This window comes from Streptomyces sp. NPDC060366 (genome assembly GCF_042725135.1).
Taxonomy (GTDB): domain Bacteria; phylum Actinomycetota; class Actinomycetes; order Streptomycetales; family Streptomycetaceae; genus Streptomyces.
The window spans coordinates 286,349-310,424 of record NZ_JBHXDC010000004.1 but is presented as its reverse complement, the minus strand read 5'-3'; the positions used below and the strand labels follow the sequence as shown (position 1 = coordinate 310,424).

The following is a 24,076-nucleotide window of genomic DNA, read 5'->3' as shown; positions in this document are numbered from 1 at the left end:
TCGTTGGTCATGCCGCCTCAGGCGGCCGTCCGGCTGCCCCTCATCACCTCGAAAAGGCTGGTGAAGCTGTCGTCGGCGTGACCGTCCGCCACTCCCCGCCGGAACAGCTCCAGGACCGCCTTCGGCAGTGCCGTGTCGACCCCGGCCGCCTCGGTGGTGTGCAGGACGTGCTCGATACTGGCCACTCCCATGGCGAGCCTGTCCACGTCGCCGGGGAACTCACCCGCGTCGATCCTGGGCGAGTAGAACTCGAAGAACTGCGACATCCCGCCCGTGCTCTGTGACGCGTACGGCAGGAACTCCGCGGCTGAGATGCCGTTGGCGTCCGCGATCGCGAGGGCGTGGACCCAGCTGAGCATCGTCGTCCAGAACAGATCCATCCCGATCTGGTAGTACAGCGCCGCCAGCCCCTGGTCCTCACCCCGGTAGTCCGTGCCGGTCAGCACCTCCAGCGTCGGCGCCAGCTCGTCGAACAGTTCCCGGGGACCGCTGTAGAAGGTGAACACCTCCGACGTGCCGATACCGGAGGGCGGTGTGTTCACCCCACCGGTCAGATGCCGGGCGCCGTGGCCGGCGAACCACTCCGCCGCCGCCCGCGCCCGCTCCGGGGTGTCCGAGGTCAGATTGACGATCACCCGTCCCGGCAGGCTCGCCACGGCCGGTTCGAGGATGGTGTACATCGCGTCGTAGTCGGTCAGGCTCAGCACGACCGGCCCGCCGGCGCCAAGGGCCTCGTCGACCGAGGCGGCGAGGGTCGCGCCCCTGGTCACCAGCTCGTCCGCCTTGCCCGCGCTGCGGTTCCACAACGTCACCGCGTAGCCCTTGTCGAGGTACGCGCCCGCCATCGCCCGGCCCATGGGGCCGAGGCCGATCACCGTCAACGCCGGTGCACCCGTATCCGTACTCATCGCGCACTCCATCTCATTAGAACGAACGCTCTATCCAATGAGAAACGTAGCACGCCTCTAGAGCGAGCGTTCTATCCAGTAGACTGCCGCTGTGAAGACGGCGGAGCAGGACCTCACCGCGAACGCGGAGCGCCCGGTCGGCACGCGCGAGAGAATCGTCCGTGCCGCCTCGCTGCTGATGCAGCGCCAGGGCTACGACGGCACGGGGATCAAACAGATCTCCACCGAGGCCGGAGCCACACTCGGCTCGGTCTACCACTTCTTTCCCGGCGGCAAGCAGCAGCTGGCCGTCGCCGCGATCGGGCACGGGGACCGTGAGTTCGCCGACGAGCTGCGCCTCACCCTCGACGGCGCGGCCGACCCCGCCCAGGCCGTGATCGACTGCGCGCACCGCCTCGCGGAGGGGCTGCGCGAGTCCGACTGGGTCGAGGGCTGCCCGGTCACCTCCACCGCCCTGGGTACGGCGGGCCGCGCGCCCGACATCCAGGAGGCCGCGGCTGCCGCGTTCGCGAACTGGCGCGATCTGGTGTATGCCCGACTTCGCCGCGCAGGAGTCGCCGAGGACGACGCCCACGATCTGGCCCACACGGTGATCAGCACCCTGGAAGGCGCCGAACTGGCGGCCCAGGTGTCCCGCAGCGAGCGCCCGCTACTGACCGCCGGCCGTCACCTCGCCCAGCTCATCAACCTCTACACCCCGGCAACGGAAGATTCCTGAGGTCACGTCAGGCCATTGGTGGGACGGCCCACCGATCCTGCCCGTGGGCCCCTGGTCAGGACGCGGGCGAGATCCGATCCTTGTCCCCATGAACGATGGCGTGGTGTGGCTCGTGCTGAGCACGAGCGGGCTCCTGGTGCTTCTGAACGCGGGCATCGGCGTCCTGGCCCTGTGGAGCCACCGCTCCGGGCTGCGTGTGACGGAACGTCTGATCGCCTCGGGGGAGCTGGACGTCTACCACGCGACCTGGCTGACCGGGGTCGGATACCGCCGGACGCAGACCGCGACCTGGCACCGGGAACGTGTCGCGGCGGAACTGGCCCTCCGGGCGCTGCCCGCGGCGGGGCCGGCGCACGCCGACGAACGGGAGGGGCTCGTACCGCCACCCGACGCGACGGAACCGGGGGCCGCGGTGCCTCCGGAGCATCCCCTGACCCTGGCGGCATGGCGGTTCACCCGCGACGCCTGGTCCGCCGGACGCCCGGTGACGGTGAAGGCCCTCGCCGAGCACCCCGCCTTCAAGACGGCCTGCACGGCCCACCGGGAGCGGCTGTCCGGCCATCTGCCCCTTCGCCGTACGCGGCTCGACAACAACGCCGAGCGCGCGCCGTGGGCCTCGGCGCTGATCGCGACGGCGTGGATCACGCTCAACACCTGTCTGCTGATGGCGTCGAACGCCTTCGGCGCCCCCGATGCGGGGCCCCGGGGATTCGAAAGGATCGTCGCGCTGCTCGCCCTGGCGGCCGGCACCGCCGCGCTGGCCGGTTTCATCCTGGTGGTTCTGCACGTGTCGCTCTGGCGCGCATGGCGGGACCGCTGGCCCCGAAAGCTGCGCACACACTGCGCGGACCTGCTCCGGCGCGAGTCCCACGACTGGGTACCACTGGCGCGTATCCCCGCGGGCTGAGCGCAAGCAAAAATGCCCTCCGACCGGCGTTTCCGCAGGTCGGAGGGCATTTTTAGGTGTGGAGCCTAGGGGAGTCGAACCCCTGACATCTGCCATGCAAAGACAGCGCTCTACCAACTGAGCTAAGGCCCCGGAAGGGGTGTACGACGGCGCCGCAGTCCATCTCGGTGACCGCCGGGGACCAGAGTACCGGGTGTCCCCCGTGATCTCGCAAAAGGATTGGGACTCCCGGTGCGCGACCCCGCTCCGTAGGATGCCCCAGAGGTTCGCAGCAGCGAAGCTGCCGCCTGGGGAAGCGATGGGGAGACGCGAATGGACGCCGCACAGCAGGAATCGACAGCAAGAGCCAGGGAACTTCAGCGCAGCTGGTACGGAGAGCCGCTGGGAGCTCTCTTCCGCCGACTGATCGACGACCTGGGGCTGAATCAGGCCAGGCTCGCCGCGGTGCTCGGTCTGTCGGCCCCGATGCTCTCCCAGTTGATGAGCGGCCAGCGCGCCAAGATCGGAAATCCCGCCGTGGTCCAGCGTGTTCAGGCGCTCCAGGATCTGGCGGGGCAGGTCGCGGACGGCAGTGTCAGCGCCGCCGAGGCCACCGCCAGGATGGACGAGGTCAAGAAGTCGCAGGGCGGCTCCGTCCTCACCGGCACCAGCCAGACGACGAACAGCACGGGCGCGCCGACCGTGCGGCGGGTCGTCCGCGAGATCCAGTCACTGCTGCGGTCGGTCGCCGCCGCCGGTGACATCATCGACGCGGCGGACTCCCTCGCACCGAGCCACCCCGAGCTGGCAGAGTTCCTCCGGGTGTACGGAGCCGGGCGCACCGCCGAGGCGGTCGCGCACTACGAGGCGCATCAGAACTAGGCCGGAGCTGGGCGCGGCAGGCACGACACAGACCGCGGCCGAGGGCGACGGTCCGCCGGACAGGACGACTGGGAGCGAGCGCGGCGCAATGGGTGAGGTCTTCGCTGGTCGGTACGAGTTGGTCGACCCGATCGGACGTGGCGGTGTGGGCGCCGTCTGGCGTGCCTGGGACCACCGGCGCCGCCGGTACGTGGCGGCCAAGGTGCTCCAGCAGAGCGACGCGCACACCCTGCTGCGTTTCGTCCGCGAGCAGGCCCTGCGGATCGATCACCCCCATGTGCTCGCACCGGCCAGCTGGGCCGCCGACGACGACAAGGTCCTGTTCACCATGGATCTGGTGAGCGGCGGATCACTGGCCCATGTGATCGGCGACTACGGCCCGCTGCCGCCGCGCTTCGTCTGCACCCTGCTCGACCAGCTGCTCTCCGGCCTCGCGGCCGTGCACGCGGAAGGAGTCGTACACCGCGACATCAAACCCGCCAACATACTGCTGGACGCCACGGGGACGGGCCGGCCGCATCTGAAGCTGTCGGACTTCGGTATCTCGATGCGCAAGGGCGAGCCGCGTCTGACGGAGACCAACTACGTGGTGGGCACGCCCGGTTACTTCGCGCCGGAGCAGATGATGGGCGCGGAGCCGGACTTCCCCGCCGACCTCTTCGCCGTCGGCCTGGTCGCGCTCTATCTGCTGCAGGGACAGAAACCCGACTCCAAGGCCCTGGTGGAGTATTTCACCGCACACGGCACCCCCGGAGCGCCGCAGGGGATTCCCGAGCCGCTGTGGCAGGTCCTCGCCGGACTGCTCCAGCCGGATCCGGACGCCCGCTTCCGTACGGCGACGGGAGCCCGCAAGGCGCTCACGACGGCTGCCGAGATGCTGCCCGAGGAGACGGAGGACGACGAGCCCGTCGAGGTCTTCGACCAACTCGGGCCGCTGCCGCACCCGTTCGGCCCCGAAGGGCCCGTCGCGTCCCCGGACTCGGGCCGGCACGCCCGTCAGACACCGTCGTACGGAAACCGGCACACCGGTGAAGTCACGGGCGTCACGGGCGGAGTCACCGGGGGAGCGACAGGCGGGCTGACGGGCGGCCTTCCGGGCGGCCCGACAGACGGCCCGACAGACGGCCCGACGGATGGGGTGACCGGTGGACAACCGCGGTCCGCCCGGCAGACCTCCATGTCGGAGACCGGCAGCTTCCATCTCCCCCCGCCGCCCCAGCCGGACCGGCAACAGCCACCGCAGCAGCAGCCACAGCCCTACCAACCCCTTTCCGGGCCACACCCGTTGCAGCCGTCCCCGCCCGCCGCTTCCCACTCCGCGCCCGCGCATCCGCTCACGCCCCCTTCCCCCGCCGCGCCCGATCTGTCGCAGGCGCCCACCACTTCGGTGCCGCACGACCTGCCGCACACTCGTAGATACACCGCTCAGCAGCCCGGGGTTCCCACCCAGTACCCACCGGCGCCGTACGCCCCCCTCACTCCCGCCCCCGGAGCCCACGCCGCGGCGCCCGTCCCCGCCTCGCACAAACGACGACCGGGACCGCCACCCAAGGTGACGATCCCGGTCCTGCTGCTCGCGCTGGTCTGTTTCGGTGTGGGGTTCTGGGCCCTCGCGCAGATCTGACGGCCCGCCCCGCTTCTCACCTACCGCCCCGCGTCGCGCCGCCGCGCGAGCAGCGTCCATCCCCCCAGCCCCAGCACCAGCACCGTCCCCATGCCGATCCCGCCCGCCGCGACCAGCGTCATCGTGCCGCTGTCCTTGTCGTCACCCGGGTTCTCCCCGTCGTCGGCCTGGTCCCGATTCTCGTCCGACACGTTGAACTCCTCGGCCGGCCCGTCGTACTCCGGCCCGTCCACCGCCTTGCCCTCGACGTTCACACGCACCGTCAGGTCGTACGGCTCCTGCCCGAACTTCCCGCCCACCTCCGGGTTGAGGCTCACCCGCAGGTAGTACCAGCCCGCGAAGCGCATCGCCTTCTTGTCGGGGGTGGAACTGAAGCGGTTCCCGTAGTGCACCGGCGGCGCCGGATCCGTCGACATCCACTTCGGCTCGCCGTTGTACGACATCGTGTCGGTGCTGTCGACGAGCCCTCTCGCCGGGTTGTACACGGCGAGGGACATCGCTCCGGTGACGATGCCTTTCCCGTCCGAACTCCCCAGTTCCGCAGCGGCGAACAGCTGCTGCCCCCAGTCGACGGGCACACGGTAGAAGAGCGATTCACCGGGATGGATCTCCGCCGTCCACTCACCGTCGCCCAGGCTCCTGGCGGCACTGAAACCGGCGCCCCCCGCCCGCGGCTCGGAGTCGGCGGACGGCGGCCCGGGGGAGGCACTCGGCCACTCCTCGGGAGCCTCGGTGGAGCCACCGGCCTTCAGCCGGGGCTCGGACAGGAACCGCAGTTCCAAGTCCCACGCATCCGGCGAGGACATCGGCTTCGACTCCCTCTCCACGATCACGTAGTACGTGCCGGCCTTCCGACAGGGCCCGTACTCCTTGCCGTTGAGAGTCCGGGACACATACGCGGTCAGCGGCTGCGGATAGTCACCCGTCGGCAGCACCCGGGCCTGCTCCGAGTCGCAGTCCTTGCCGTCGCCGTCCTGCATCGTGACCGTGATCTTGTCGCCGTAGTCCACCCGCGACTCCAGCCCGGGCACGGCGGTAGCCGATACATACGCGTTCTCCGCGTCGTCCAGGTCCAGCTGGTAGAAGAGCTTCTTGCCCGGTTCGATCGAATCGCGGTACGTGAAGCCCCCGTCGAGCTGTCCCGCGTCGCCGGTACTCGTCCCGCCCGCGCCGGGCCCGGCGTCCTTGTCGAACTCGTACGGGGTCGGCCCCTCGGCCGCCGCGGCCGTGCCGGACAGGCCGGGCAGGACCTGGCCCCCCGACGCCCCCGGCTGCGCCACCACCGCGCACATCGCCGCCGCCGCGACCAGCGCGACCCGGCCCCTGCTGCGCAGCCACTTCACGAGCTTCCCCTTGTCGTCCGGCGGCCCCGCCGCCCACCACCAACAGCCCGCCCATCCTGCCCCGCCGGTCCGGCCCCTGTCTGCGCGGGCTGCCGATCCGTAACGCCGCCACCACCCGCCACCGGTCCCGAAATTTCACAAAAGCAACCAAATCGTTCGCTCAGGCGAACTCGCGGCCGAACTCCCCACGACAGCGCGAAGCCCCGGTCGTCTGGGCGACCGGGGCTTCGCGTACCGACTACTGGGTCTCAGACACCCGAACCTGCGGGCACGGAGTCGGTCGCCTCCGTCCACAGATCCTGCTCGGCGCGATCCGCCTGGATCTGGCGGTACACGAGGAGCCCGCCGATGGCGGCCAGTGCGACCAGGAGAAGCTTCTTCACCGCGCGACCTCGTCTTTCCTTGTCTTAGGGGCCTTCTGGCGCCCGACTATACACACCGACCGATACCGATCGGTGACCTACATGCGCCCCCAACTCAGGGGCCACGACGACCAGTCAACACCCGCCCGGCACAAAGCGATCCGCCCGGACAGAAGGCTCTCTGTCCGGGCGGATCGGCGCTTGTGGGGCTAACAGGATTTGAACCTGTGGCCTCATCCTTATCAGGGATGCGCTCTAACCAACTGAGCTATAGCCCCGCGCTGCCCCTGAAGATTAGCGCACTCCAGGGCCAGTCCCAAAATCGATACCGGGGCCAAGCTCTTCCCCGCCCGTCCGCCGTCCGGCCCCGTGTCGAGCCTGGTGGAAGGGCGTCCTACTCGTCCTCGGCGAGCGTCAACTCGACGCCCCCCACGAAGCCCGCGGACAGGTTGTAGATGAATGATCCGAGCGTGGCCAGCGCGGTGGCGAGCACCACGTCGATCACGGCGATCACCGACGTGAAGATGAGCACGCGCGGCAGCGAGAGGAACGACTGGAGGTCGAAGCCGTTGCTCTCGTTCGAGCCCGTCGCCTCGCTGATCGTCCCGCCCACCGTCGAGAAGACGCCCATCGCGTCCATGACCATCCACAGCACCGCCGCCGCGATGACCGTGCACACGCCGAGCGCGATGGAGAGCAGGAAGCTGACCTTCATCACCGACCACGGGTCGGCCTTCGCCACCCGCAGCCGCGCCTTACGCGTGCGCGGTGTCGTACGCGCGCCCGTGCGCGGCAGACGCACGCCGGCCGCCGAGGGCTGCCGAGCGCCGCCCTGATGTGTCTGTCCCGGCTGCCCCGGCCCCACGCCCTGCCCCTGTCCTTGGCCAACCTGGACATGCGGCTGAGCCTGCGCCTGCTGCTGTCCGCCCTGTGTCCCCCCGCCCTGCGGCGTCGGATACGCCTGCGGTGGGTGGTACGGCTGCGCCGCCTGCTGCTGCGGCTGCTCGGATCCGTACGTGTCGTAAGGGGGCTGCTGCCCCCGGGTGCCGGTCACCGTAACCCCCTGGGAGTCCGTGGCAGGGCCACGAGCACCTTTCCCTCCGGAATCGGCCGATCCGGCGCCCGTGGCTCCACTCACGCTTCTACTCCTCGTGCTCCGCTACCGAGGGCTGGGTGCCCTCAGCTTCCTCGGCAGGCGCGGCCGCGTCGGTCGCGGTTTCGTCACCGGCATCATCGCCGACGACTCCCTCGACCTCTTCAGCCTCACGACCGGCCTCGGCATTACGAGCGATGCCGACGACGGCATCGCGCTTGCCCAGGTTGATCAGTTGGACACCCATCGTGTCACGGCCCGTCTCCCTGACTTCGTTGACTCGCGTACGAATCACACCGCCGCCCAGGGTGATGGCGAGGATCTCGTCCGTCTCCTCAACCACCAGCGCACCGACCAGCGAACCGCGGTCCTCCACGATCTTCGCGGCCTTGATACCGAGGCCGCCACGTCCTTGAACGCGATACTCGTCGACGTTGGTTCGCTTCGCGTAACCGCCGTCAGTAGCAGTGAACACGAACGTACCGGGCCTGACGACATTCATCGAGAGCAGTTCGTCCCCTTCGCGGAAACTCATCCCCTTCACACCCGATGTCGCACGGCCCATCGGGCGCAGCGCGTCGTCCGTCGCGGTGAATCGGATCGACTGCGCCTTCCGGCTGATGAGCAGCAGATCGTCCTCGGCCGACACCAGTTCGGCACCGATCAGCTCGTCGTCCGCGCCCGAGTCCGTCTCACGGAGGTTGATCGCGATCACACCGCCGGAACGGGGCGAGTCGTAATCCTTCAGTGACGTCTTCTTCACCAGACCGGCCTTGGTGGCCAGCACCAGATACGGCGCCGCCTCGTAGTCCCGTACGGCGAGGATCTGCGCGATCTTCTCGTCCGGCTGGAAGGCCAGGAGGTTGGCCACGTGCTGACCACGCGCGTCCCGGCCGGCGTCGGGCAGCTCGTACGCCTTCGCCCGGTACACCCGGCCCTTGTTCGTGAAGAACAGCAGCCAGTGGTGCGTCGTCGACACGAAGAAGTGGTCCACGATGTCGTCCGACTTGAGCTTCGTACCGCGCACGCCCTTGCCGCCGCGCTTCTGCGAGCGGTAGTCGTCCGTCTTCGTACGCTTCACATAGCCGCCACGCGAGATGGTGACGACGATGTCCTCCTCGGCGATCAGGTCCTCGATGGACATGTCACCGTCGAAAGGCACCAGCTTGGAACGCCGGTCGTCGCCGAACTTGTCGACGATGACGGCCAGTTCCTCACTGACGATCTGCCGCTGCCGCTCGCGCGAGGCGAGGATCGCGTTGTACTCGTTGATCTTCGCCTGGAGCTCGTCGTGCTCGGCGACGATCTTCTGCCGCTCCAGCGCCGCCAGCCGGCGCAGCTGCATCTCCAGGATCGCGTTCGCCTGGATCTCGTCGATCGACAGCAGCCCCATCAGGCCGCCGCGCGCGGTCTCGACGGTGTCGCTGCGGCGGATCAGCGCGATGACCTCGTCGATCGCGTCCAGCGCCTTGAGCAGACCACGCAGGATGTGGGCGCGCTCCTCGGCCTTGCGCAGCCGGAACTTGGTGCGCCGGACGATGACCTCGATCTGGTGCGTCACCCAGTGCCGGATGAACGCGTCGATCGACAGCGTGCGCGGCACACCGTCCACCAGCGCCAGCATGTTCGCGCCGAAGTTCGTCTGGAGGTCGGTGTGCTTGTACAGGTTGTTCAGCACGACCTTGGCGACCGCGTCGCGCTTGAGCACGACCACCAGCCGCTGGCCCGTACGCGAGGACGTCTCGTCGCGGACGTCGGCGATGCCGCCGACCCTGCCGTCCTTCACCAGGTCGGCGATCTTCTGCGCGAGGTTGTCGGGGTTGGTCTGGTACGGCAGCTCGGTGACGACCAGGCACTGCCGGTTCTGGATCTCCTCGACCGCGACGACCGCGCGCATCGTGATCGAGCCACGGCCCGTGCGGTACGCCTCCTCGATGCCCCGGCGGCCCACGACCAGCGCGCCGGACGGGAAGTCCGGGCCCTTGATGCGCTCGATCAGCGCGTCCAGCAGCTCCTCGTGCGAGGCGTCCGGGTGCTCCAGCGCCCACTGCGCGCCCGCTGCGACTTCCCGCAGGTTGTGCGGCGGGATGTTGGTGGCCATACCGACGGCGATACCGGCCGAGCCGTTGATCAGCAGGTTCGGGAAGCGCGCCGGCAGGACCGTCGGCTCCTGGTTGCGGCCGTCGTAGTTGTCCGTGAAGTCGACGGTCTCCTCGTCGATGTCCCGGAGCATCTCCATCGACTGCGGCATCAGCTTGCACTCGGTGTACCGCATGGCGGCGGCCGGGTCGTTGCCGGGAGAGCCGAAGTTGCCGTTGGAGTCCACCAGCGGCATCCGCATCGACCACGGCTGCGCGAGGCGGACCAGCGCGTCGTAGATCGAGGAGTCGCCGTGCGGGTGGTAGGTGCCCATGACGTCGCCGACGACGCGGGCGCACTTGTAGAAGCCCTTCTCGGGCCGGTATCCGCCGTCGTACATCGCGTACAGCACCCGGCGGTGGACGGGCTTGAGACCGTCACGTACGTCGGGCAGCGCGCGCGAGACGATGACGGACATCGCGTAGTCGAGATACGAGCGCTGCATCTCCGTCTCGAGCCCCACGGGCTCGACACGCATGCCCACGCCTTCTACGGCGGGCACCTCTTCGGGCATCACAGGAGTGTTCTCGTCGGCCATTGCTGGTCAAAGTTCCTTTCGGCCATTTCGATGGCGGTCAGCGGGAGGCCGACTCAGATGTCGAGGAAGCGGACGTCCTTGGCGTTGCGCTGGATGAACGAGCGCCGGGCCTCGACGTCCTCACCCATCAGCACCGAGAACAGGTCGTCGGCCTGCGCCGCGTCGTCGAGCGTGACCTGGCCGAGCACACGGTGGTCGACGTCCATCGTCGTGATGCGCAGCTCCTCGGCGTTCATCTCACCGAGGCCCTTGAAGCGCTGGATCGAGTCTTCCTTGATCCGCTTGCCGTTCTGCTTCCCCAGCTCCACCAGTGCGTCGCGCTCCCGGTCGGAGTACGCGTACTCGAAGTCGTCCCGGCCCCACTTGATCTTGTACAGCGGGGGGCGCGACAGATAGACGTGCCCGGCCTCGACCAGCGGGCGCATGAAGCGGAAGAGGAAGGTCAGCAGCAGTGTGTTGATGTGCTGGCCGTCGACGTCGGCGTCCGCCATCAGGATGATCTTGTGATAGCGGAGCTTCTCGATGTCGAAGTCCTCGTGCACACCGGTGCCGAACGCCGAGATCAGCGCCTGTACCTCGGTGTTCTGGAGGATCTTGTCGATCCGCGCCTTCTCGACGTTCAGGATCTTTCCGCGGATCGGCAGAATGGCCTGATACTGCGGGTTGCGGCCGGACTTGGCGCTGCCGCCGGCCGAGTCGCCCTCGACGATGAAGATCTCGCACTTGGCCGGGTCGTTCGACTGGCAGTCGCTCAGCTTGCCGGGCAGCGACGCCGACTCCAGCAGGCCCTTGCGACGGGTCAGATCCCGCGCCTTACGGGCCGCGACCCGGGCCGTGGCGGCCTGGATCGCCTTACGGATGATGTCGGCCGCCTCATTGGGATGCCGGTCGAACCAGTCCGTCAGGTGCTCGTGCACGATCTTCTGTACGAAGGTCTTCGCCTCCGTGTTGCCGAGCTTGGTCTTCGTCTGGCCCTCGAACTGCGGCTCGCCCAGCTTCACCGAGATGATCGCCGTCAGACCCTCGCGGATGTCCTCGCCCGCCAGGTTGTCGTCCTTCTCGCGCAGGAACTTCTTCTCGCGCGCGTAGCGGTTGACCAGGCCGGTCATCGCCGCGCGGAAGCCCTCCTCGTGCGTACCGCCCTCATGCGTGTGGATCGTGTTCGCGAAGGAGTACACGCCCTCGCTGTACTGCGAGTTCCACTGCATCGCGATCTCCACCGAGAGCATCCGCTCCTTGTCCTCGGCATCGATGTCGATGACCGTGGGGTGGATCAGCTCGCCCTTGCGGGAGTTCAGGTACTTCACGAAGTCGACGATGCCGCCTTCGTAGAAGTACGTGACGCTGCGCACCGGCTCCTCGCCGGGAGTCTCGGTCGAGTCCGTGCCCGCGATGTCGGCTCCGACGACGGCCTTCGCCGATTCGCGCTCGTCGGTCAGCTTCAGGGTCAGGCCCTTGTTGAGGAAGGCCATCTCCTGGAAGCGCCGGGACAGCGTCTCGAAGGAGTACTCCGTCGTCTCGAAGACGTCGGGGTCCGCCCAGAAGGTGACCGTCGTGCCCGACTCGTCCGTCGCCTCGTTGCGCGCGAGCGGCGCCGTCGGCACCCCGAGCTTGTAGTCCTGCGTCCAGCGGTAGCCGTCGGTCTTGACCTCGACGGCGACCTTGGTCGACAGCGCGTTCACCACGGAGACACCCACGCCGTGCAGACCGCCGGAGACGGAGTAGCCGCCGCCGCCGAACTTGCCGCCCGCGTGCAGCACCGTCAGCACAACCTCGACGGCCGGCTTGCCCTCGGACGGGACGATGCCCACGGGGATGCCACGGCCGTTGTCGATCACGCGTACGCCGCCGTCGGCGAGGATCGTGACGTCGATGGTGTCCGCGTGCCCGGCCAGGGCCTCGTCGACGGAGTTGTCGACGACCTCGGTCACCAGGTGATGAAGGCCACGTTCACCGGTCGAGCCGATGTACATACCGGGACGCTTACGGACCGCGTCCAGGCCCTCCAGCACCGTGATGGCGCTGGCGTTGTACGAGCCCGTTACCTCGCCGTTCTCACCGGTGGCTACGGACGGAGTGTTCTCGTTGGGGTTGCCGGAATCGGCCACGAAGCGCCCTTTCTGGCACAGCACAGGCCGTTCTCCGGGCAGGCGGGAGCGGCTGCGTCGTTCGGCTTGCGACAGTGTTTGACAGTCTTGGTAGGCGAGTCCCGCCTGCGAGGCGGGATTCTTCATCAGTCTACCGGTAGCGGCGACCCGAATGGGGGTTTGCAGGCACCTGAGTCCGCATGTGCCGCCCTGAACCGGCGGCTGCCGACTCCCCATATTCGGGCAGGGGCTCCAAGAGGCTCACACAGGCTTTGAGCGCTTCGGGCTGTCAACCTCCGGCTACGGTGCGGGACACCTCGCCCTCCGTCGACGTACGACGAGGTCACAGCGCTCCCCGCTCAGGCCCTGAGTGACGCGGTGGCACAGGTGTGAAGTAGGGCCCTTGGAGGGGCTGTTGGGGCCTTCGCGGCGCCTCGCAGAGCCCGTCCGAGCGGCCGCGGACGGCGGGGGTCAACGGCGGTGCGCCCTGCTCGTGCCGTACGGGCCTGCCCGTACGGCACCGGCCGGGGGCCGCGGCCCTATCGGCGTACGGCTCCGGGAGGGAGCCGCACGCACCCGGTGTCGGGCGCCCTCGCTCAGCCGTACGTGTCCCCCGGGCCCTTGCTGCCGGGCGCCCGCAGACCGCCGAAGCGCCGGGGCGGACCGGCCGGGCCGCGCACCTTGATCACCTTCACCGTGCCGTGCCCCAGGTCCTCGTTCAGCCGGGCCACCAGGCGCGGGGCCAGCAACCGCAGCTGCGTCGCCCACGCCGTCGAGTCGCAGATCACCGTCAGGATCCGCTCGTCCTCCTCGTACCGCTCGGGCACACAGTGCTTGGCCAGGTCGTCGCCCACGATCTGCGGCCAGCGGCCCATCACACCGCCCACGGCGGCGGGCGTCTCCCAGCCTCGTTCGGTGATCAGCCGGTTGATCGCGGCGCCCAGCGACAGCGGATCGCGGCCGTCGGCCCCCGAACCCGACCGCAGACCGCCGCCCCGGCGGGCCTGCTTCTTCTGCTGGGCCGCGGCACCACGGGCCCGCGCCTGTTCCTTCGCCGCCCGCAGCGCGACCCTGGCCAGGTCGACACCCGACGACTCGGCGGGCGCCGCCGCTGCCGGATCGGGCGGCGTCGGCAGTCCCGCGCTCCCGGCGGCCGGATCGGGCGGCGCGGCGGGCGCGCCGACGGTCCTCGCGGGCCGCTCCGGCCTCTCGGGGCCCCTCATGTCCGCTCCACCGTGCCGTCGGCCACCGTGAACCGCACCCCGGCCAGGATTCCCGGCACGTCGTCGTCCACCGCGGCCGTGACCAGCACCTGCTCACCCGGCGCCACCAGCTCCGCCAGCCGCTCCCGGCGCCGCGCGTCCAGTTCCGCGAAGACGTCGTCGAGGACCAGCACCGGCTCGTTGCCCTCGGCGCGCAGCAGGTCGTACGAGGCCAGCCGCAGGGCCAGCGCGTACGACCAGGACTCACCGTGGCTCGCGTACCCCTTGGCCGGCAACTGACCGAGCTTCAGGAGCAGTTCGTCCCGGTGCGGACCCACCAGAGTGACCCCCCGCTCGATCTCCTGCTTCCGTGTCCCCGCCAGCGCCTCCATCAGCCGCGCGTACAGCTCCTCGCGGGAACGCGGCACCTCGCCGCCCTCGGAGCCGGCGGAGGAGGAACGGTACTCCAGCGCCACCGGACCACCACCGGGCGCCAGTTGCTCGTACGCCTTGTCCGTCAGCGGCTGCAGCATCTCGACCAGATCCATCCGCTGCGCCAGCAACTCCGCGCCCACCTGGGCCAGATGCTGGTCCCACACGTCGAGCGTGGAGAGATCCATCCCGCGCCCGCCGTGCCGCCGCGCCATCGCCGCCGACTTCAGCAGGGTGTTGCGTTGCTTGAGCACCCGGTCGTAATCCGAGCGGACGCCCGCCATGCGCGGGGAGCGCGCCGTGATCAGCTCGTCGAGGAAGCGTCGGCGCTCACCGGGATCGCCCTTCACCAGCGCCAGATCCTCCGGCGCGAAGAGCACCGTGCGCACTATCCCCAGCACGTCACGCGGTCTGACCTGAGAAGACCTGTTGATCCTGGCCCTGTTCGCACGGCCCGGATTGAGTTCGAGCTCGATGAGCTGCGAGCGTTCGCCCTGGGTGACGGCGGCCCGGATCACCGCGCGCTCGGCGCCCATCCGCACCAGCGGGGTGTCAGAGGAGACCCGGTGGCTGCCGAGCGAGGCGAGATAGCCGACGGCCTCGACCAGATTGGTCTTCCCCTGCCCGTTCGCCCCCACGAACGCGGTGACGCCCGGATCGAGCGGCACCTCGATCCGGGCGTACGAACGGAAGTCGGCCAGCGACAGATGCGTGACGTGCATGGACTGCGCCGACCTCCCCGCTCTGGCGCCGCCGCGTGTGCGAACGGCTACTACTTGTTCTTGGGACCGGCCGGCTTGACGGGCTTACCGGGCTTGCCCGGCGTCCTCTCGTCCGCCTGCTCGACCGCGTGGCCACCGAACTGGTTGCGCAGCGCGGCGACCATCTTCATCTGCGGCGAGTCGTCCTGCCGGGACGCGAACCGGGCGAACAGCGACGCCGTGATCGCGGGCAGCGGCACCGCGTGGTCGATGGCCGCCTCGACCGTCCACCGGCCCTCGCCGGAGTCGTCGGCGTACCCCCGGAGGGCGTCCAGGTGCTCGTCACCGTCCAGCGCGTTGACCGCCAGGTCCAGCAGCCAGGAACGGATGACCGTGCCGTCCTGCCAGGAGCGGAAGACCTCGCGGACATCGGTGACCGAGTCGACCTTCTCCAGCAGCTCCCAGCCCTCGGCGTAGGCCTGCATCATGGCGTACTCGATGCCGTTGTGGACCATCTTGGCGAAGTGGCCGGCGCCGACCTTGCCCGCGTGGACCGAGCCGCGGTCACCCTCCGGCTTGAGGGCGTCGAAGATCGGCTGGACCCTCGCCACGTACTCGGCGTCGCCGCCGTACATCAGCGCATAGCCGTTCTGGAGGCCCCAGACACCGCCGGAGACACCGCAGTCGACGAAGCCGATGCCCTTGATGCCGAGCTCCACGGCGTGCTTCTCGTCGTCCGTCCAGCGCGAGTTGCCGCCGTCCACGACCACGTCGCCGGGGGACAGCAGCCCCGCCAGCTCGTCGATCGTGGACTGCGTCGCCGCACCGGAGGGGACCATCACCCAGACGACGCGGGGGCCCTTGAGCTTGTTCACCAGCTCTTCGAGGCTGTGGACGTCCGCGACGTCCGCGTTCCGGTCGTATCCGATGACGGTGTGGCCTGCGCGGCGGATGCGCTCGCGCATGTTGCCGCCCATCTTGCCGAGGCCGACGAGACCGAGCTCCATCAATGGTTCCTTAAGCGTTGAGCCGACAATCGTTCGGGCGCGGGGCGGGCGGCGACAGTGCCGCGCGGCCCCGGCCCGAGCCTACGCCGGGCCCGGTGGGACGGCTCGATGACACCGCCCCGGCCGTGGGCGACGCCCCGACGGCCCGGCGGGGCGCGTGATCAGCCCGACAGCCGCACCGGCATGATCAGGTACTTGTAGGCGTCGTCGGCCTCGGCGTCCAGCGCCGGCTTTCCACTGAGGAGCGCCGGCTTGGTGGAGGTCGTGAAGGAGAGCTGCGCGACCGGCGAGTCGATGGCGCTGAGGCCGTCGAGCAGGAACGTCGGGTTGAAGGCGATGGAGATGTCGTCCCCGTCGAGCTTCGCGTCGACCCTTTCCACAGCCTGTGCGTCGTCGCTGGAACCGGCTTCGAGGATGAGCACGCCCTGCTCGAAGCTGAGCCGCACGGGGGTGTTGCGCTCGGCGACCAGCGCCACGCGCTTGACGGCCTCGACGAACGGCGCCGTCTCGATCACCGCGACCGAGTTGAACTCCGTCGGGAACAGCGTCCGGTACTTCGGGAGGTCGCCTTCGAGCAGCCGCGTGGTCGTCCGCCGGCCCGCGCCCTCGAATCCGATCAGCCCCTCGCCCGCACCGGAGCCCGAGAGCGCCAGCGTGACCGTGTCGCCGCTCGTGAGCGCCTTGGCGGTGTCCAGCAGCGTCTTGGCGGGCACCAGGGCGACCGCGGAGATGTCGGAAACCTCCGGCTTCCACAGGAAGTCGCGGACCGCGAAGCGGTAGCGGTCGGTCGAGGCGAGGGTGACCGTGTCGCCCTCGATCTCGATCCGTACGCCGGTGAGCACCGGGAGCGTGTCGTCACGGCCCGCGGCGATGGCCACCTGGGCGGCGGCGGATGCGAAGACCTCACCGGGCACGGTGCCGGTGGCGGTCGGCATCTGCGGCAGTGCCGGGTACTCGTCCACAGGCAGTGTGTGCAGTGTGAACCGGGAGGATCCGCAGACCACCGTCGCCCGTACACCGTCTGTGGAGATCTCCACCGGCCGGTTGGGCAGGGCGCGGCAGATGTCGGCGAGGAGCCGGCCGGAGACGAGGACTGTGCCGTCCTCCTCGACCTCGGCGTCCACCGAGACCCGGGCCGAGACCTCGTAGTCGAAGCTGGAGAAGCTGAGCGCGCCTTCCTCGGCCTTCAGCAGAAGGCCCGCAAGAACGGGCGCCGGCGGACGGGCCGGGAGGCTACGGGCCACCCAGGCCACCGCCTCCGCCAGTACATCGCGCTCCACCCGGATCTTCACCGGAACCGCCTCCTGCTGTTGCTGACTCGCCCTGCCGGCCTTCTTCGTCGTCGGCATGAGCTCACTCCGCCATGGGCAGGGTGAGGTTGCCGGGGACCAGTCTGACGTACGGCACCGACACTCGGTGCTGCTCGGGGTCAAGTCGCGACGACCGGCCGGGTGCGGTCCGGCGCCGAGTTGTGCACAGCACCCACTTCCAAGCAGATTCCCAGGTAACTCCAGGTGTTAGTAGTAGTAGGGCCTGTGGATTCCGTGGATAACGTCGTTTTCGCAGGTCAGGCCCACTTTTTTGTCCACCGACCCTGTGGGCGCCGACGGTGGACAACCCCGTCGCTCTGTGGACGGCCGAAAGTTCTGCACAGCCGGTGCACAGGACACCCCTACTTCTCCCCAGGGTCGTCCCCAGCTTTTCCGACGTTCCCCACAGGGTCCCGGACAACCTCGGTGTGACGCCTTTCACTCGACACGGTGAACAGACGTGTTCCGTTGCCGAACAGTGGACAGCGGTGTGGAGAAGCGGGGTGAAGCTGTGGGCAACGGGCCGCTGCCTGTGGGCCGCCGGTGGACAACCGGACCCCGGTCCTGTGGGTGAAAAAACTGTCCACAGGCTGTGGAGGAAAGTTGGCCACAAATCCCCAAGGGTCTGACCTGGCATGATCCAATTCCGGTCGGCCCGCCTGTGGACGCAGTCTGGACAACTTATCGATCCCCAGGGTGTGGACGGGAGATGGGGCCGTTTTCTGTGGAGAAGCGGCCCTCGACGACCCGTATTCGAACAGCGGTTGGGCGCGTGTCGTGTCCCGGTCACCCGCCGGACATGACGAAGGGCGCCCCGGGACGGTGTCCCGAAGCGCCCGGAAGGCCGGCCGCGAGGCGTTCGCCGGTCGCGTCAGCCGTTCTTGATGCGGTTGGTGAGCTCGGTGACCTGGTTGTAGATGGAGCGCCGCTCGGCCATCAGCGCGCGGATCTTCCGGTCCGCGTGCATCACGGTCGTGTGGTCCCGGTTGCCGAACTGCGCGCCGATCTTGGGCAGTGACAGGTCGGTCAGCTCACGGCAGAGGTACATGGCGATCTGCCGGGCCGTCACCAGCACCCGGCTCCGCGACGATCCGCAGAGGTCTTCCACGGTCAGTCCGAAGTAGTCGGCCGTCGCCGCCATGATGGCGCCCGCGGTGATCTCGGGGGCCGAGTCCTCGCCGCCCGGGATGAGGTCCTTGAGGACGATCTCGGTCAGCCCGAGGTCCACCGGCTGCCGGTTGAGCGAGGCGAACGCCGTCACCCGGATCAGCGCGCCCTCCAGTTCGCGGATGTTGCGCGAGATCCGCGAGGCGATGAACTCCAGCACCTCGGGCGGCGCGTTCAGCTGTTCCTGCACGGCCTTCTTACGGAGGATCGCGATACGCGTCTCCAGCTCCGGCGGCTGCACGTCGGTGGTGAGGCCCCACTCGAAGCGGTTGCGCAGCCGGTCCTCCAGGGTGATCAGCTGCTTGGGCGGCCGGTCCGAGGACAGCACGATCTGCTTGTTGGCGTTGTGGAGCGTGTTGAAGGTGTGGAAGAACTCCTCCTGCGTCGACTCCTTGCTCGCCAGGAACTGGATGTCGTCGACGAGCAGGATGTCGACGTCCCGGTAGCGCTTGCGGAAGGTGTCGCCCTTGCCGTCGCGGATGGAGTTGATGAACTCGTTGGTGAACTCCTCCGAGCTCACGTACCGCACCCGCGTGCCGGGGTAGAGGCTGCGCGCGTAGTGGCCGATGGCGTGCAGCAGGTGCGTCTTGCCGAGTCCGGACTCGCCGTAGATGAAGAGCGGGTTGTACGCCTTGGCCGGCGCCTCCGCGACGGCGACGGCCGCCGCGTGCGCGAACCGGTTGGACGCCCCGATGACGAAGGTGTCGAAGAGGTACTTGGGGTTGAGGCGCGCGTGATGCTCACCGGGTCCCGGCGGCGGCGACGCCTGCGCGCCGAGCGGCCCGGTCGCCCCGCCCCGGCCGACGTGCCGCGACTGCTGCGGGTCCAGGTCGTGCCGCTCGGGGCGCTGCTGCTCGTACGGCCGGCTCTCCGGTGACTGCGGCGGCCGGTAGTCGTGCTGGGGCTGCTGCGGGCGCGCGGTCGCGTACGGGTCACGGTCGTGGAAGCCGCCGAGCCGCTGCTGCTGCCAGGACAGGTCCTCCTGCGTCCGGGGCCAGGCCCCGGGGTCGGGGCGCTGCTGCTGGTAGTCGGGGTACGCGGGCCTGGCCGTCGGCATGCCGTCGTCGTCGGAGCGGCGGCCGTAGGGGTGGGGGCGGTAACCGCCGTCCGGGCGCATGTCGTCGTGCCGGGAGTCGTCCGGACGCGGGTCGTCGTGCCTCGGGTCGTCGTGCCGTTGATCACGAGGGTCGCGGGGGTCGCGCCCGTCGTCGTGCTGCGAGTTCTGGTAGCGGTTCTGCTGCGGCAGCGGGGCGGGTTCGCCCGCCGAGTCGTCGACGGTGATGGCGATACGGATCGGCCGGCCGCACTCGCGGCTCAGGGTCTCGCTGATGAGCGGGGCGAGGCGGCCTTCGAGAACCCGCTTGCCCCACTCGTTGGGCACGGCCAGCAGTGCGGTGTCGGCCACCAGGGCGAGCGGCTGGCAGCGCTCGATCCACTGTTTGTCCTTCGGCTCGACCCCCTGCTGGCCCTCCCTGAGGAGCTGCTCCAGCACTCGTGGCCACACTGCGGCAAGATCGGCAGGTACGTCAGCCACAGGGCACGCTCTCTCGCTGGTCCCACGAATGTGTGGTTCTCGGGACGGGGTGGGAAGACCGGCGGAAAAGAAGCCGGAGTTCGGTCACGGTAGTCAGGGCGACCCACGCGGTTCAAGTTGTTGTCCACAGGCTGTGCATAATGGAACGTGGCAGCTGGCTGGTTTGACCGTATGGCGTAGCCGCGCGTACCGTGACCAGGTCGAGTTGTCGATGGCTGCTGCCGCCTGCCTCCGATGGGCAAGGATCACGATCCGTGGTCGTGAAGCGGTGCACTCGGGCGTAATCGCGAGCTACTCGTGGGCGCACGGTGACAGCCAGGCGATTTGCCGTCTTCCCACCATCATTTCTGGAGCCCCCGAGTGAGCAAGCGCACCTTCCAGCCGAACAACCGTCGTCGTGCCAAGACCCACGGCTTCCGGCTCCGCATGCGCACCCGTGCCGGCCGCGCGATTCTCGCGAACCGCCGTGGCAAGGGTCGCGCCAACCTGTCCGCCTGATCGTCTACAGGTTATGACGTGCTGCCTACCGAGAATCGGCTGAGGCGGCGCGAGGATTTCGCGACCGCGGTACGCCGGGGACGCCGGGCCGGACGCCCGCTTCTTGTCGTACATCTACGCAGCGGTTCTACGGGCCCGCACGCGCCGGGGGAGAGTGCTCCCCCGACGCGGGCGGGTTTCGTCGTAAGCAAAGCCGTCGGCGGAGCCGTCGTACGGACGCGGGTGAAGCGGAAACTGCGCCATCTCATACGCGATCGGCTGCCCCGGCTGGCCCCCGGTAGCCTGGTTGTCGTACGAGCGCTGCCCGGTGCGGGCGACGCCGACCATGCACAGCTGGCCCGAGACCTGGATGCCGCTCTTGAGCGGCTGCTGGGAGGGGGCGCGCGATGAAGTACCCGCTGCTGGCTCTGATCAAGCTGTACCAGTGGACGATCAGCCCGTTGCTCGGGCCCGTCTGCCGGTACTACCCGTCGTGTTCCCACTACGGCTACACGGCCATCGACCGGCACGGCGCGATCAAGGGCACCGGTCTGACGGCCTGGCGCATTCTGCGGTGCAATCCGTGGTCGCCAGGCGGTGTGGACCATGTCCCACCGCGCAAGCGCCCGCGGTGGCATGAACTGCTGCGCAACGCGTGGCGCGGCACCAAGGGCGGGCAATCCGCCGCCGGCGTGCCTTCCGGGGATTCGGCCTCGGCCCCCGAAACCCCGAGTCCGGCCGCAGAGACCTCGTCCAATGCTCAAGGAGCTTGATTAGTGGACACGATTGCCAGTTTCTTCAGTTTCATCACCACGCCCGTCTCCTGGGTCATCGTCCAGTTCCACAGTGTGTACGGGGCGATCTTCGGCCCCGACACGGGCTGGGCCTGGGGACTGTCCATCGTGTCCCTCGTGGTCCTGATCCGGATCTGTCTGATCCCGCTGTTCGTCAAGCAGATCAAGTCGACCCGGAACATGCAGGTCCTTCAGCCCAAGATGAAGGCCATCCAGGAGCGCTACAAGAACGACAAGCAGCGCCAGTCCGAAGAGATGATGAAGCTGTACAAGGAGACGGGTACCAACCCGCTCTCCTCGTGTCTTCCCATCCTGGCGCAGTCACCGTTCTTCTTCGCCCTGTACCACGTGCTCTCCAGCATCGCCTCGGGCAAGACGATCGGCGTCATCAACCAGTCGCTGCTCGACAGCGCGCGCCAGGCGCACATCTTCGGCGCCCCGCTGGCGGCCAAGTTCACGGACAGCGCCGACAAGGTCGGCTCCCTGGACGCGACGCTGACCTCCGTACGCGTCGTCACCGCGATCATGATCGTCCTGATGTCGGCGTCGCAGTTCTACACCCAGCGCCAGCTGATGACGAAGAACGTCGACCTCACGGTCAAGACGCCGTACATGCAGCAGCAGAAGATGCTGATGTACATCTTCCCCGTGATCTTCATGGTGATGGGCATCAACTTCCCCGTCGGTGTCCTCGTCTACTGGCTGACCACCAACGTGTGGACCATGGGCCAGCAGATGTACGTGATCAACCAGAACCCGACTCCGGGCAGCAAGGCCCAGGACCAGTACCTCCAGCGGCTGCTCAAGGGCATCACCACGCACAACGAGGTCCGCTCGAAGCGCAGGCGCACCATCGTCTCGGCGATCGTGGCCAAGGGTCCCGACCGCAACGACAATGAGCGTAAGTTCATCAACAGCCTGTCGAAGACCGGTCTTGTCGCGCAGGCCGACGGCACCGTGATCAAGGGTGAGGCGCTGCCCGAGGGCGAGTCGCACGCGGCCAAGCGGCAGCAGCCCAAGCGCCAGCCCAAGTCGAAGCGGCAGGCCGGCGGTCAGCAGACAGGGCCGAAGACCTCCGGAGAGAAGCCTTCCGACGCCACCGACGAGGCACCCAAGACGTCGTTGCGGAAGGACGAGCCACAGGACGCCCAGCCCAAGCCGGCACGCAAGACCGGTAACGGGGCCGCACGGGCGAAGTCCGGGCCGCGCAAGGGCCAGCAGCGGCCCAAGCATCCGACCAAGAAGTAAGCGCAGCGCCCCGAAGCCCGTAGTCAGCCTGTAGCAGGCCCGTAGTAAGAAGGAGTCCATCCGTGTCGGAAGGCACCATCTCCGCCGCCGCCGAGGGCAGTGACACCCTCACCCGTCTTGAGCAGGAAGGGGAGATCGCGGCCGACTATCTCGAAGGTCTGCTCGACATCGCCGACCTCGACGGCGACATCGACATGGACGTCGAGGCCGACCGGGCCGCGGTCTCGATCATCAGCGATGTGAGCGGCCGTGATCTCCAGAAGCTCGTCGGACGGGACGGCGAGGTACTCGAAGCCCTCCAGGAGCTGACGCGGCTGGCGGTGCACCGGGAGACCGGCGACCGCAGCCGGCTGATGCTGGACATCGGCGGCTTCCGGGCGAAGAAGCGCACGGAGCTCGCCGAGCTGGGCGCCAAGACGGCCGACGAGGTGAAGAGCACCGGTGAGCCGGTGAAGCTGAACCCCATGACGCCCTTCGAGCGCAAGGTCGTGCACGACGCCGTCGCGGCGGCCGGACTGCGCAGCGAGTCCGAGGGCGAGGAGCCGCAGCGCTTCGTCGTCGTGCTCCCTGCCTGAGCGTTCTCTCGGTTCTCGGCCCCGTCTGTCCACAGGCGGGGCCGAACTTTGTCAGCGAGACAGTGACCATGAGCCACGGTCCGGTGGTTCAGAACGGAAGGACGGTTCCCGTGACGGAAGCAGAAGAGCTTCCCCCCGCGCCGGAAGAGGCGAGGACGGTGTTCGGTGACGCCTTTCCGGCGGCCGTCCGGTACGCGGAGCTCCTCGCCGACGTGGGGGTCACCCGCGGCCTCATCGGGCCGCGCGAGGTGCCGCGACTCTGGGAGCGCCACCTGATGAACTGCGCGGTGCTCTCCGAGGTCGTGCCCGAGGGTGTGAGCGTCTGTGACGTCGGCTCGGGCGCTGGGCTACCGGGGATCCCGCTGGCGCTGGTGCGGCCGGATCTGCGGATCACCCTGCTGGAGCCGCTGCTGCGGCGGACGAACTTCCTCCAGGAAGTGGTCGAGCTGCTGGGCCTGGACCATGTGACGGTGGTTCGTGGGCGCGCCGAGGAAGTGCTCGGTACGCTCCAGCCCGTCCATGTGGTGACGGCTCGCGCCGTGGCGCCGCTGGACCGGCTGGCCGGCTGGGGCGTCCCGCTGCTGCGCCCGTACGGAGAGATGCTGGCCCTCAAGGGGGACACGGCCGAGGAGGAGCTGAAGGGTGCCCGGTCGGCCCTGAGTAAGCTCGGTGTGATCGATTCCTCGGTGCTGCGGGTCGGTGAGGGTCTGGTGAATCCGCCGGCCACGGTGGTGCGGGCGGAGGTCGGGGAGAGCCCCGGCGGGGTGCGGTTCGCCGCCAAGCGCGCCAAGGCCGCCCGAGCGGACCGGGTGCGTCGCCGCCGTTGATATCTGGAGCATCGCCGGTGAGTTCGGCCGGTGATGCTCCATCGAAGCAGCCAAGACCATCCACTGCGGAGTGTCGTGACGGTCCAGCCCTGCGGCGAGTGCATCGTGTTTCACGTGAAACGTCGCTCACTGCTGCAGGGCATTATCGGCCGAGGTCGCGCCGCTCCCGCACCGCGGGGCAAGAAACCCCTCGTAAGGGGTACAGGGTTGGCCACAGATATG

General features: G+C 68.8%; 21 protein-coding genes and 2 tRNA genes. 10 read left to right on the top strand and 13 right to left on the bottom strand.

Going from position 1 to position 24,076, the window contains the following annotated elements; genetic code table 11:
* Positions 1-17: 17 nt before the first annotated feature.
* Positions 18-908 carry an NAD(P)-dependent oxidoreductase gene (locus ACFWHU_RS14005; RefSeq protein WP_387225027.1) on the bottom strand — a complete coding sequence of 297 codons (891 nt, stop codon included), beginning with the start codon at positions 906-908 and terminating at the stop codon, positions 18-20.
* 91 nt (positions 909-999) lie between these two features.
* Here ACFWHU_RS14005 and ACFWHU_RS14000 point away from each other — a divergent pair, with 91 nt between their 5' ends.
* Positions 1,000-1,626: a TetR/AcrR family transcriptional regulator gene (locus ACFWHU_RS14000; protein WP_385792005.1), complete on the top strand. Its 627-nt coding sequence runs from the start codon at positions 1,000-1,002 to the stop codon at positions 1,624-1,626.
* An 88-nt stretch (positions 1,627-1,714) separates the two neighbouring features.
* A complete protein-coding gene (locus ACFWHU_RS13995; RefSeq protein ID WP_387225026.1) occupies positions 1,715-2,533 on the top strand; it encodes a hypothetical protein in 819 nt (272 codons plus the stop codon).
* Positions 2,534-2,592: 59 nt separating this feature from the next.
* On the opposite strand, the gene ACFWHU_RS13990 is transcribed toward ACFWHU_RS13995, so the two are convergent.
* Positions 2,593-2,665: transfer RNA gene (locus ACFWHU_RS13990), tRNA-Ala, on the bottom strand.
* Between the two features lie 180 nt (positions 2,666-2,845).
* Between ACFWHU_RS13990 and ACFWHU_RS13985 the strand changes: the two genes are divergently transcribed.
* Complete coding sequence (locus tag ACFWHU_RS13985; protein WP_078076203.1) at positions 2,846-3,394, top strand: DNA-binding protein; 549 nt, start codon at positions 2,846-2,848, stop codon at positions 3,392-3,394.
* Positions 3,395-3,482: 88 nt separating this feature from the next.
* Positions 3,483-5,018, top strand: a complete 1,536-nt coding sequence (locus ACFWHU_RS13980; protein WP_387225025.1) for a serine/threonine-protein kinase — start codon at positions 3,483-3,485, stop codon at positions 5,016-5,018.
* Between the two features lie 20 nt (positions 5,019-5,038).
* Here ACFWHU_RS13980 and ACFWHU_RS13975 read toward each other — a convergent pair whose 3' ends face one another.
* From ACFWHU_RS13975 to dnaA, 11 genes are all read right to left on the bottom strand, one after another.
* A complete protein-coding gene (locus ACFWHU_RS13975) occupies positions 5,039-6,361 on the bottom strand; it encodes a hypothetical protein (protein WP_387225024.1) in 1,323 nt (440 codons plus the stop codon).
* A gap of 248 nt (positions 6,362-6,609) precedes the next feature.
* The gene (locus tag ACFWHU_RS13970; protein ID WP_003958712.1) at positions 6,610-6,744 is read right to left on the bottom strand and encodes a DLW-39 family protein; all 135 of its coding nucleotides are present in this window, start codon (positions 6,742-6,744) and stop codon (positions 6,610-6,612) included.
* Between the two features lie 183 nt (positions 6,745-6,927).
* Positions 6,928-7,001: transfer RNA gene (locus ACFWHU_RS13965), tRNA-Ile, on the bottom strand.
* A gap of 116 nt (positions 7,002-7,117) precedes the next feature.
* Complete coding sequence (locus tag ACFWHU_RS13960; RefSeq protein ID WP_385792001.1) at positions 7,118-7,777, bottom strand: DUF3566 domain-containing protein; 660 nt, start codon at positions 7,775-7,777, stop codon at positions 7,118-7,120.
* Between the two features lie 88 nt (positions 7,778-7,865).
* Positions 7,866-10,493 carry a DNA gyrase subunit A gene (gene gyrA / locus ACFWHU_RS13955; protein WP_385792000.1) on the bottom strand — a complete coding sequence of 876 codons (2,628 nt, stop codon included), beginning with the start codon at positions 10,491-10,493 and terminating at the stop codon, positions 7,866-7,868.
* Between the two features lie 53 nt (positions 10,494-10,546).
* Positions 10,547-12,625, bottom strand: a complete 2,079-nt coding sequence (gyrB, locus tag ACFWHU_RS13950) for a DNA topoisomerase (ATP-hydrolyzing) subunit B (RefSeq protein WP_385791998.1) — start codon at positions 12,623-12,625, stop codon at positions 10,547-10,549.
* A gap of 551 nt (positions 12,626-13,176) precedes the next feature.
* Entirely contained in the window at positions 13,177-13,803 is a 627-nt protein-coding gene (locus tag ACFWHU_RS13945) for a DUF721 domain-containing protein (RefSeq protein ID WP_387225023.1), read from the bottom strand.
* Positions 13,800-14,936: a DNA replication/repair protein RecF gene (gene recF, locus ACFWHU_RS13940; RefSeq protein WP_385791994.1), complete on the bottom strand. Its 1,137-nt coding sequence runs from the start codon at positions 14,934-14,936 to the stop codon at positions 13,800-13,802. The genes ACFWHU_RS13945 and recF overlap by 4 nt, the downstream gene beginning before the upstream one ends.
* Positions 14,937-14,986: 50 nt before the next feature.
* On the bottom strand, positions 14,987-15,922 hold the full coding sequence (gene gnd, locus ACFWHU_RS13935) for a phosphogluconate dehydrogenase (NAD(+)-dependent, decarboxylating) (protein WP_387225022.1): 936 nt from the start codon (positions 15,920-15,922) through the stop codon (positions 14,987-14,989).
* Between the two features lie 161 nt (positions 15,923-16,083).
* A complete protein-coding gene (gene dnaN / locus ACFWHU_RS13930) occupies positions 16,084-17,214 on the bottom strand; it encodes a DNA polymerase III subunit beta (protein WP_078079617.1) in 1,131 nt (376 codons plus the stop codon).
* An 889-nt stretch (positions 17,215-18,103) separates the two neighbouring features.
* Positions 18,104-19,933 (bottom strand): chromosomal replication initiator protein DnaA, encoded by a 1,830-nt coding sequence (gene dnaA / locus ACFWHU_RS13925; protein ID WP_387225021.1) that lies wholly within the window; start codon positions 19,931-19,933, stop codon positions 18,104-18,106.
* Positions 19,934-20,293: 360 nt separating this feature from the next.
* On the opposite strand from dnaA, the gene rpmH reads away from it, so the two are divergent.
* The 6 genes from rpmH (at position 20,294) to rsmG (ending at position 23,854) form a co-directional block, all read left to right on the top strand.
* A complete protein-coding gene (gene rpmH / locus ACFWHU_RS13920) occupies positions 20,294-20,431 on the top strand; it encodes a 50S ribosomal protein L34 (protein ID WP_014047156.1) in 138 nt (45 codons plus the stop codon).
* An 18-nt stretch (positions 20,432-20,449) separates the two neighbouring features.
* Entirely contained in the window at positions 20,450-20,821 is a 372-nt protein-coding gene (rnpA, locus tag ACFWHU_RS13915; protein WP_078076213.1) for a ribonuclease P protein component, read from the top strand.
* Complete coding sequence (gene yidD, locus ACFWHU_RS13910; protein ID WP_147873162.1) at positions 20,818-21,183, top strand: membrane protein insertion efficiency factor YidD; 366 nt, start codon at positions 20,818-20,820, stop codon at positions 21,181-21,183. Before rnpA ends, yidD begins: the two co-directional genes overlap by 4 nt.
* A gap of 3 nt (positions 21,184-21,186) precedes the next feature.
* Entirely contained in the window at positions 21,187-22,452 is a 1,266-nt protein-coding gene (yidC, locus tag ACFWHU_RS13905; RefSeq protein WP_385791987.1) for a membrane protein insertase YidC, read from the top strand.
* Positions 22,453-22,514: 62 nt separating this feature from the next.
* Positions 22,515-23,027: a R3H domain-containing nucleic acid-binding protein gene (locus ACFWHU_RS13900; protein ID WP_023540257.1), complete on the top strand. Its 513-nt coding sequence runs from the start codon at positions 22,515-22,517 to the stop codon at positions 23,025-23,027.
* 110 nt (positions 23,028-23,137) lie between these two features.
* The gene (gene rsmG / locus ACFWHU_RS13895) at positions 23,138-23,854 is read left to right on the top strand and encodes a 16S rRNA (guanine(527)-N(7))-methyltransferase RsmG (RefSeq protein WP_387225020.1); all 717 of its coding nucleotides are present in this window, start codon (positions 23,138-23,140) and stop codon (positions 23,852-23,854) included.
* The last annotated feature ends 222 nt before the right edge of the window (positions 23,855-24,076 follow it).

Bases quoted from the DNA above. Each gene is read 5' to 3' on its own strand.
- recF (WP_385791994.1), bottom strand. From the start codon at position 14,936: ATGCACGTCACGCATCTGTCGCTGGCCGACTTCCGTTCGTACGCCCGG.
- ACFWHU_RS14005 (WP_387225027.1), bottom strand. From the start codon at position 908: ATGAGTACGGATACGGGTGCACCGGCGTTGACGGTGATCGGCCTCGGC.
- ACFWHU_RS13980 (WP_387225025.1), top strand. From the start codon at position 3,483: ATGGGTGAGGTCTTCGCTGGTCGGTACGAGTTGGTCGACCCGATCGGA.
- gnd (WP_387225022.1), bottom strand. From the start codon at position 15,922: ATGGAGCTCGGTCTCGTCGGCCTCGGCAAGATGGGCGGCAACATGCGC.
- yidD (WP_147873162.1), top strand. From the start codon at position 20,818: ATGAAGTACCCGCTGCTGGCTCTGATCAAGCTGTACCAGTGGACGATC.
- ACFWHU_RS13945 (WP_387225023.1), bottom strand. From the start codon at position 13,803: ATGAGGGGCCCCGAGAGGCCGGAGCGGCCCGCGAGGACCGTCGGCGCG.
- ACFWHU_RS13985 (WP_078076203.1), top strand. From the start codon at position 2,846: ATGGACGCCGCACAGCAGGAATCGACAGCAAGAGCCAGGGAACTTCAG.
- gyrA (WP_385792000.1), bottom strand. From the start codon at position 10,493: ATGGCCGACGAGAACACTCCTGTGATGCCCGAAGAGGTGCCCGCCGTA.
- ACFWHU_RS13995 (WP_387225026.1), top strand. From the start codon at position 1,715: ATGAACGATGGCGTGGTGTGGCTCGTGCTGAGCACGAGCGGGCTCCTG.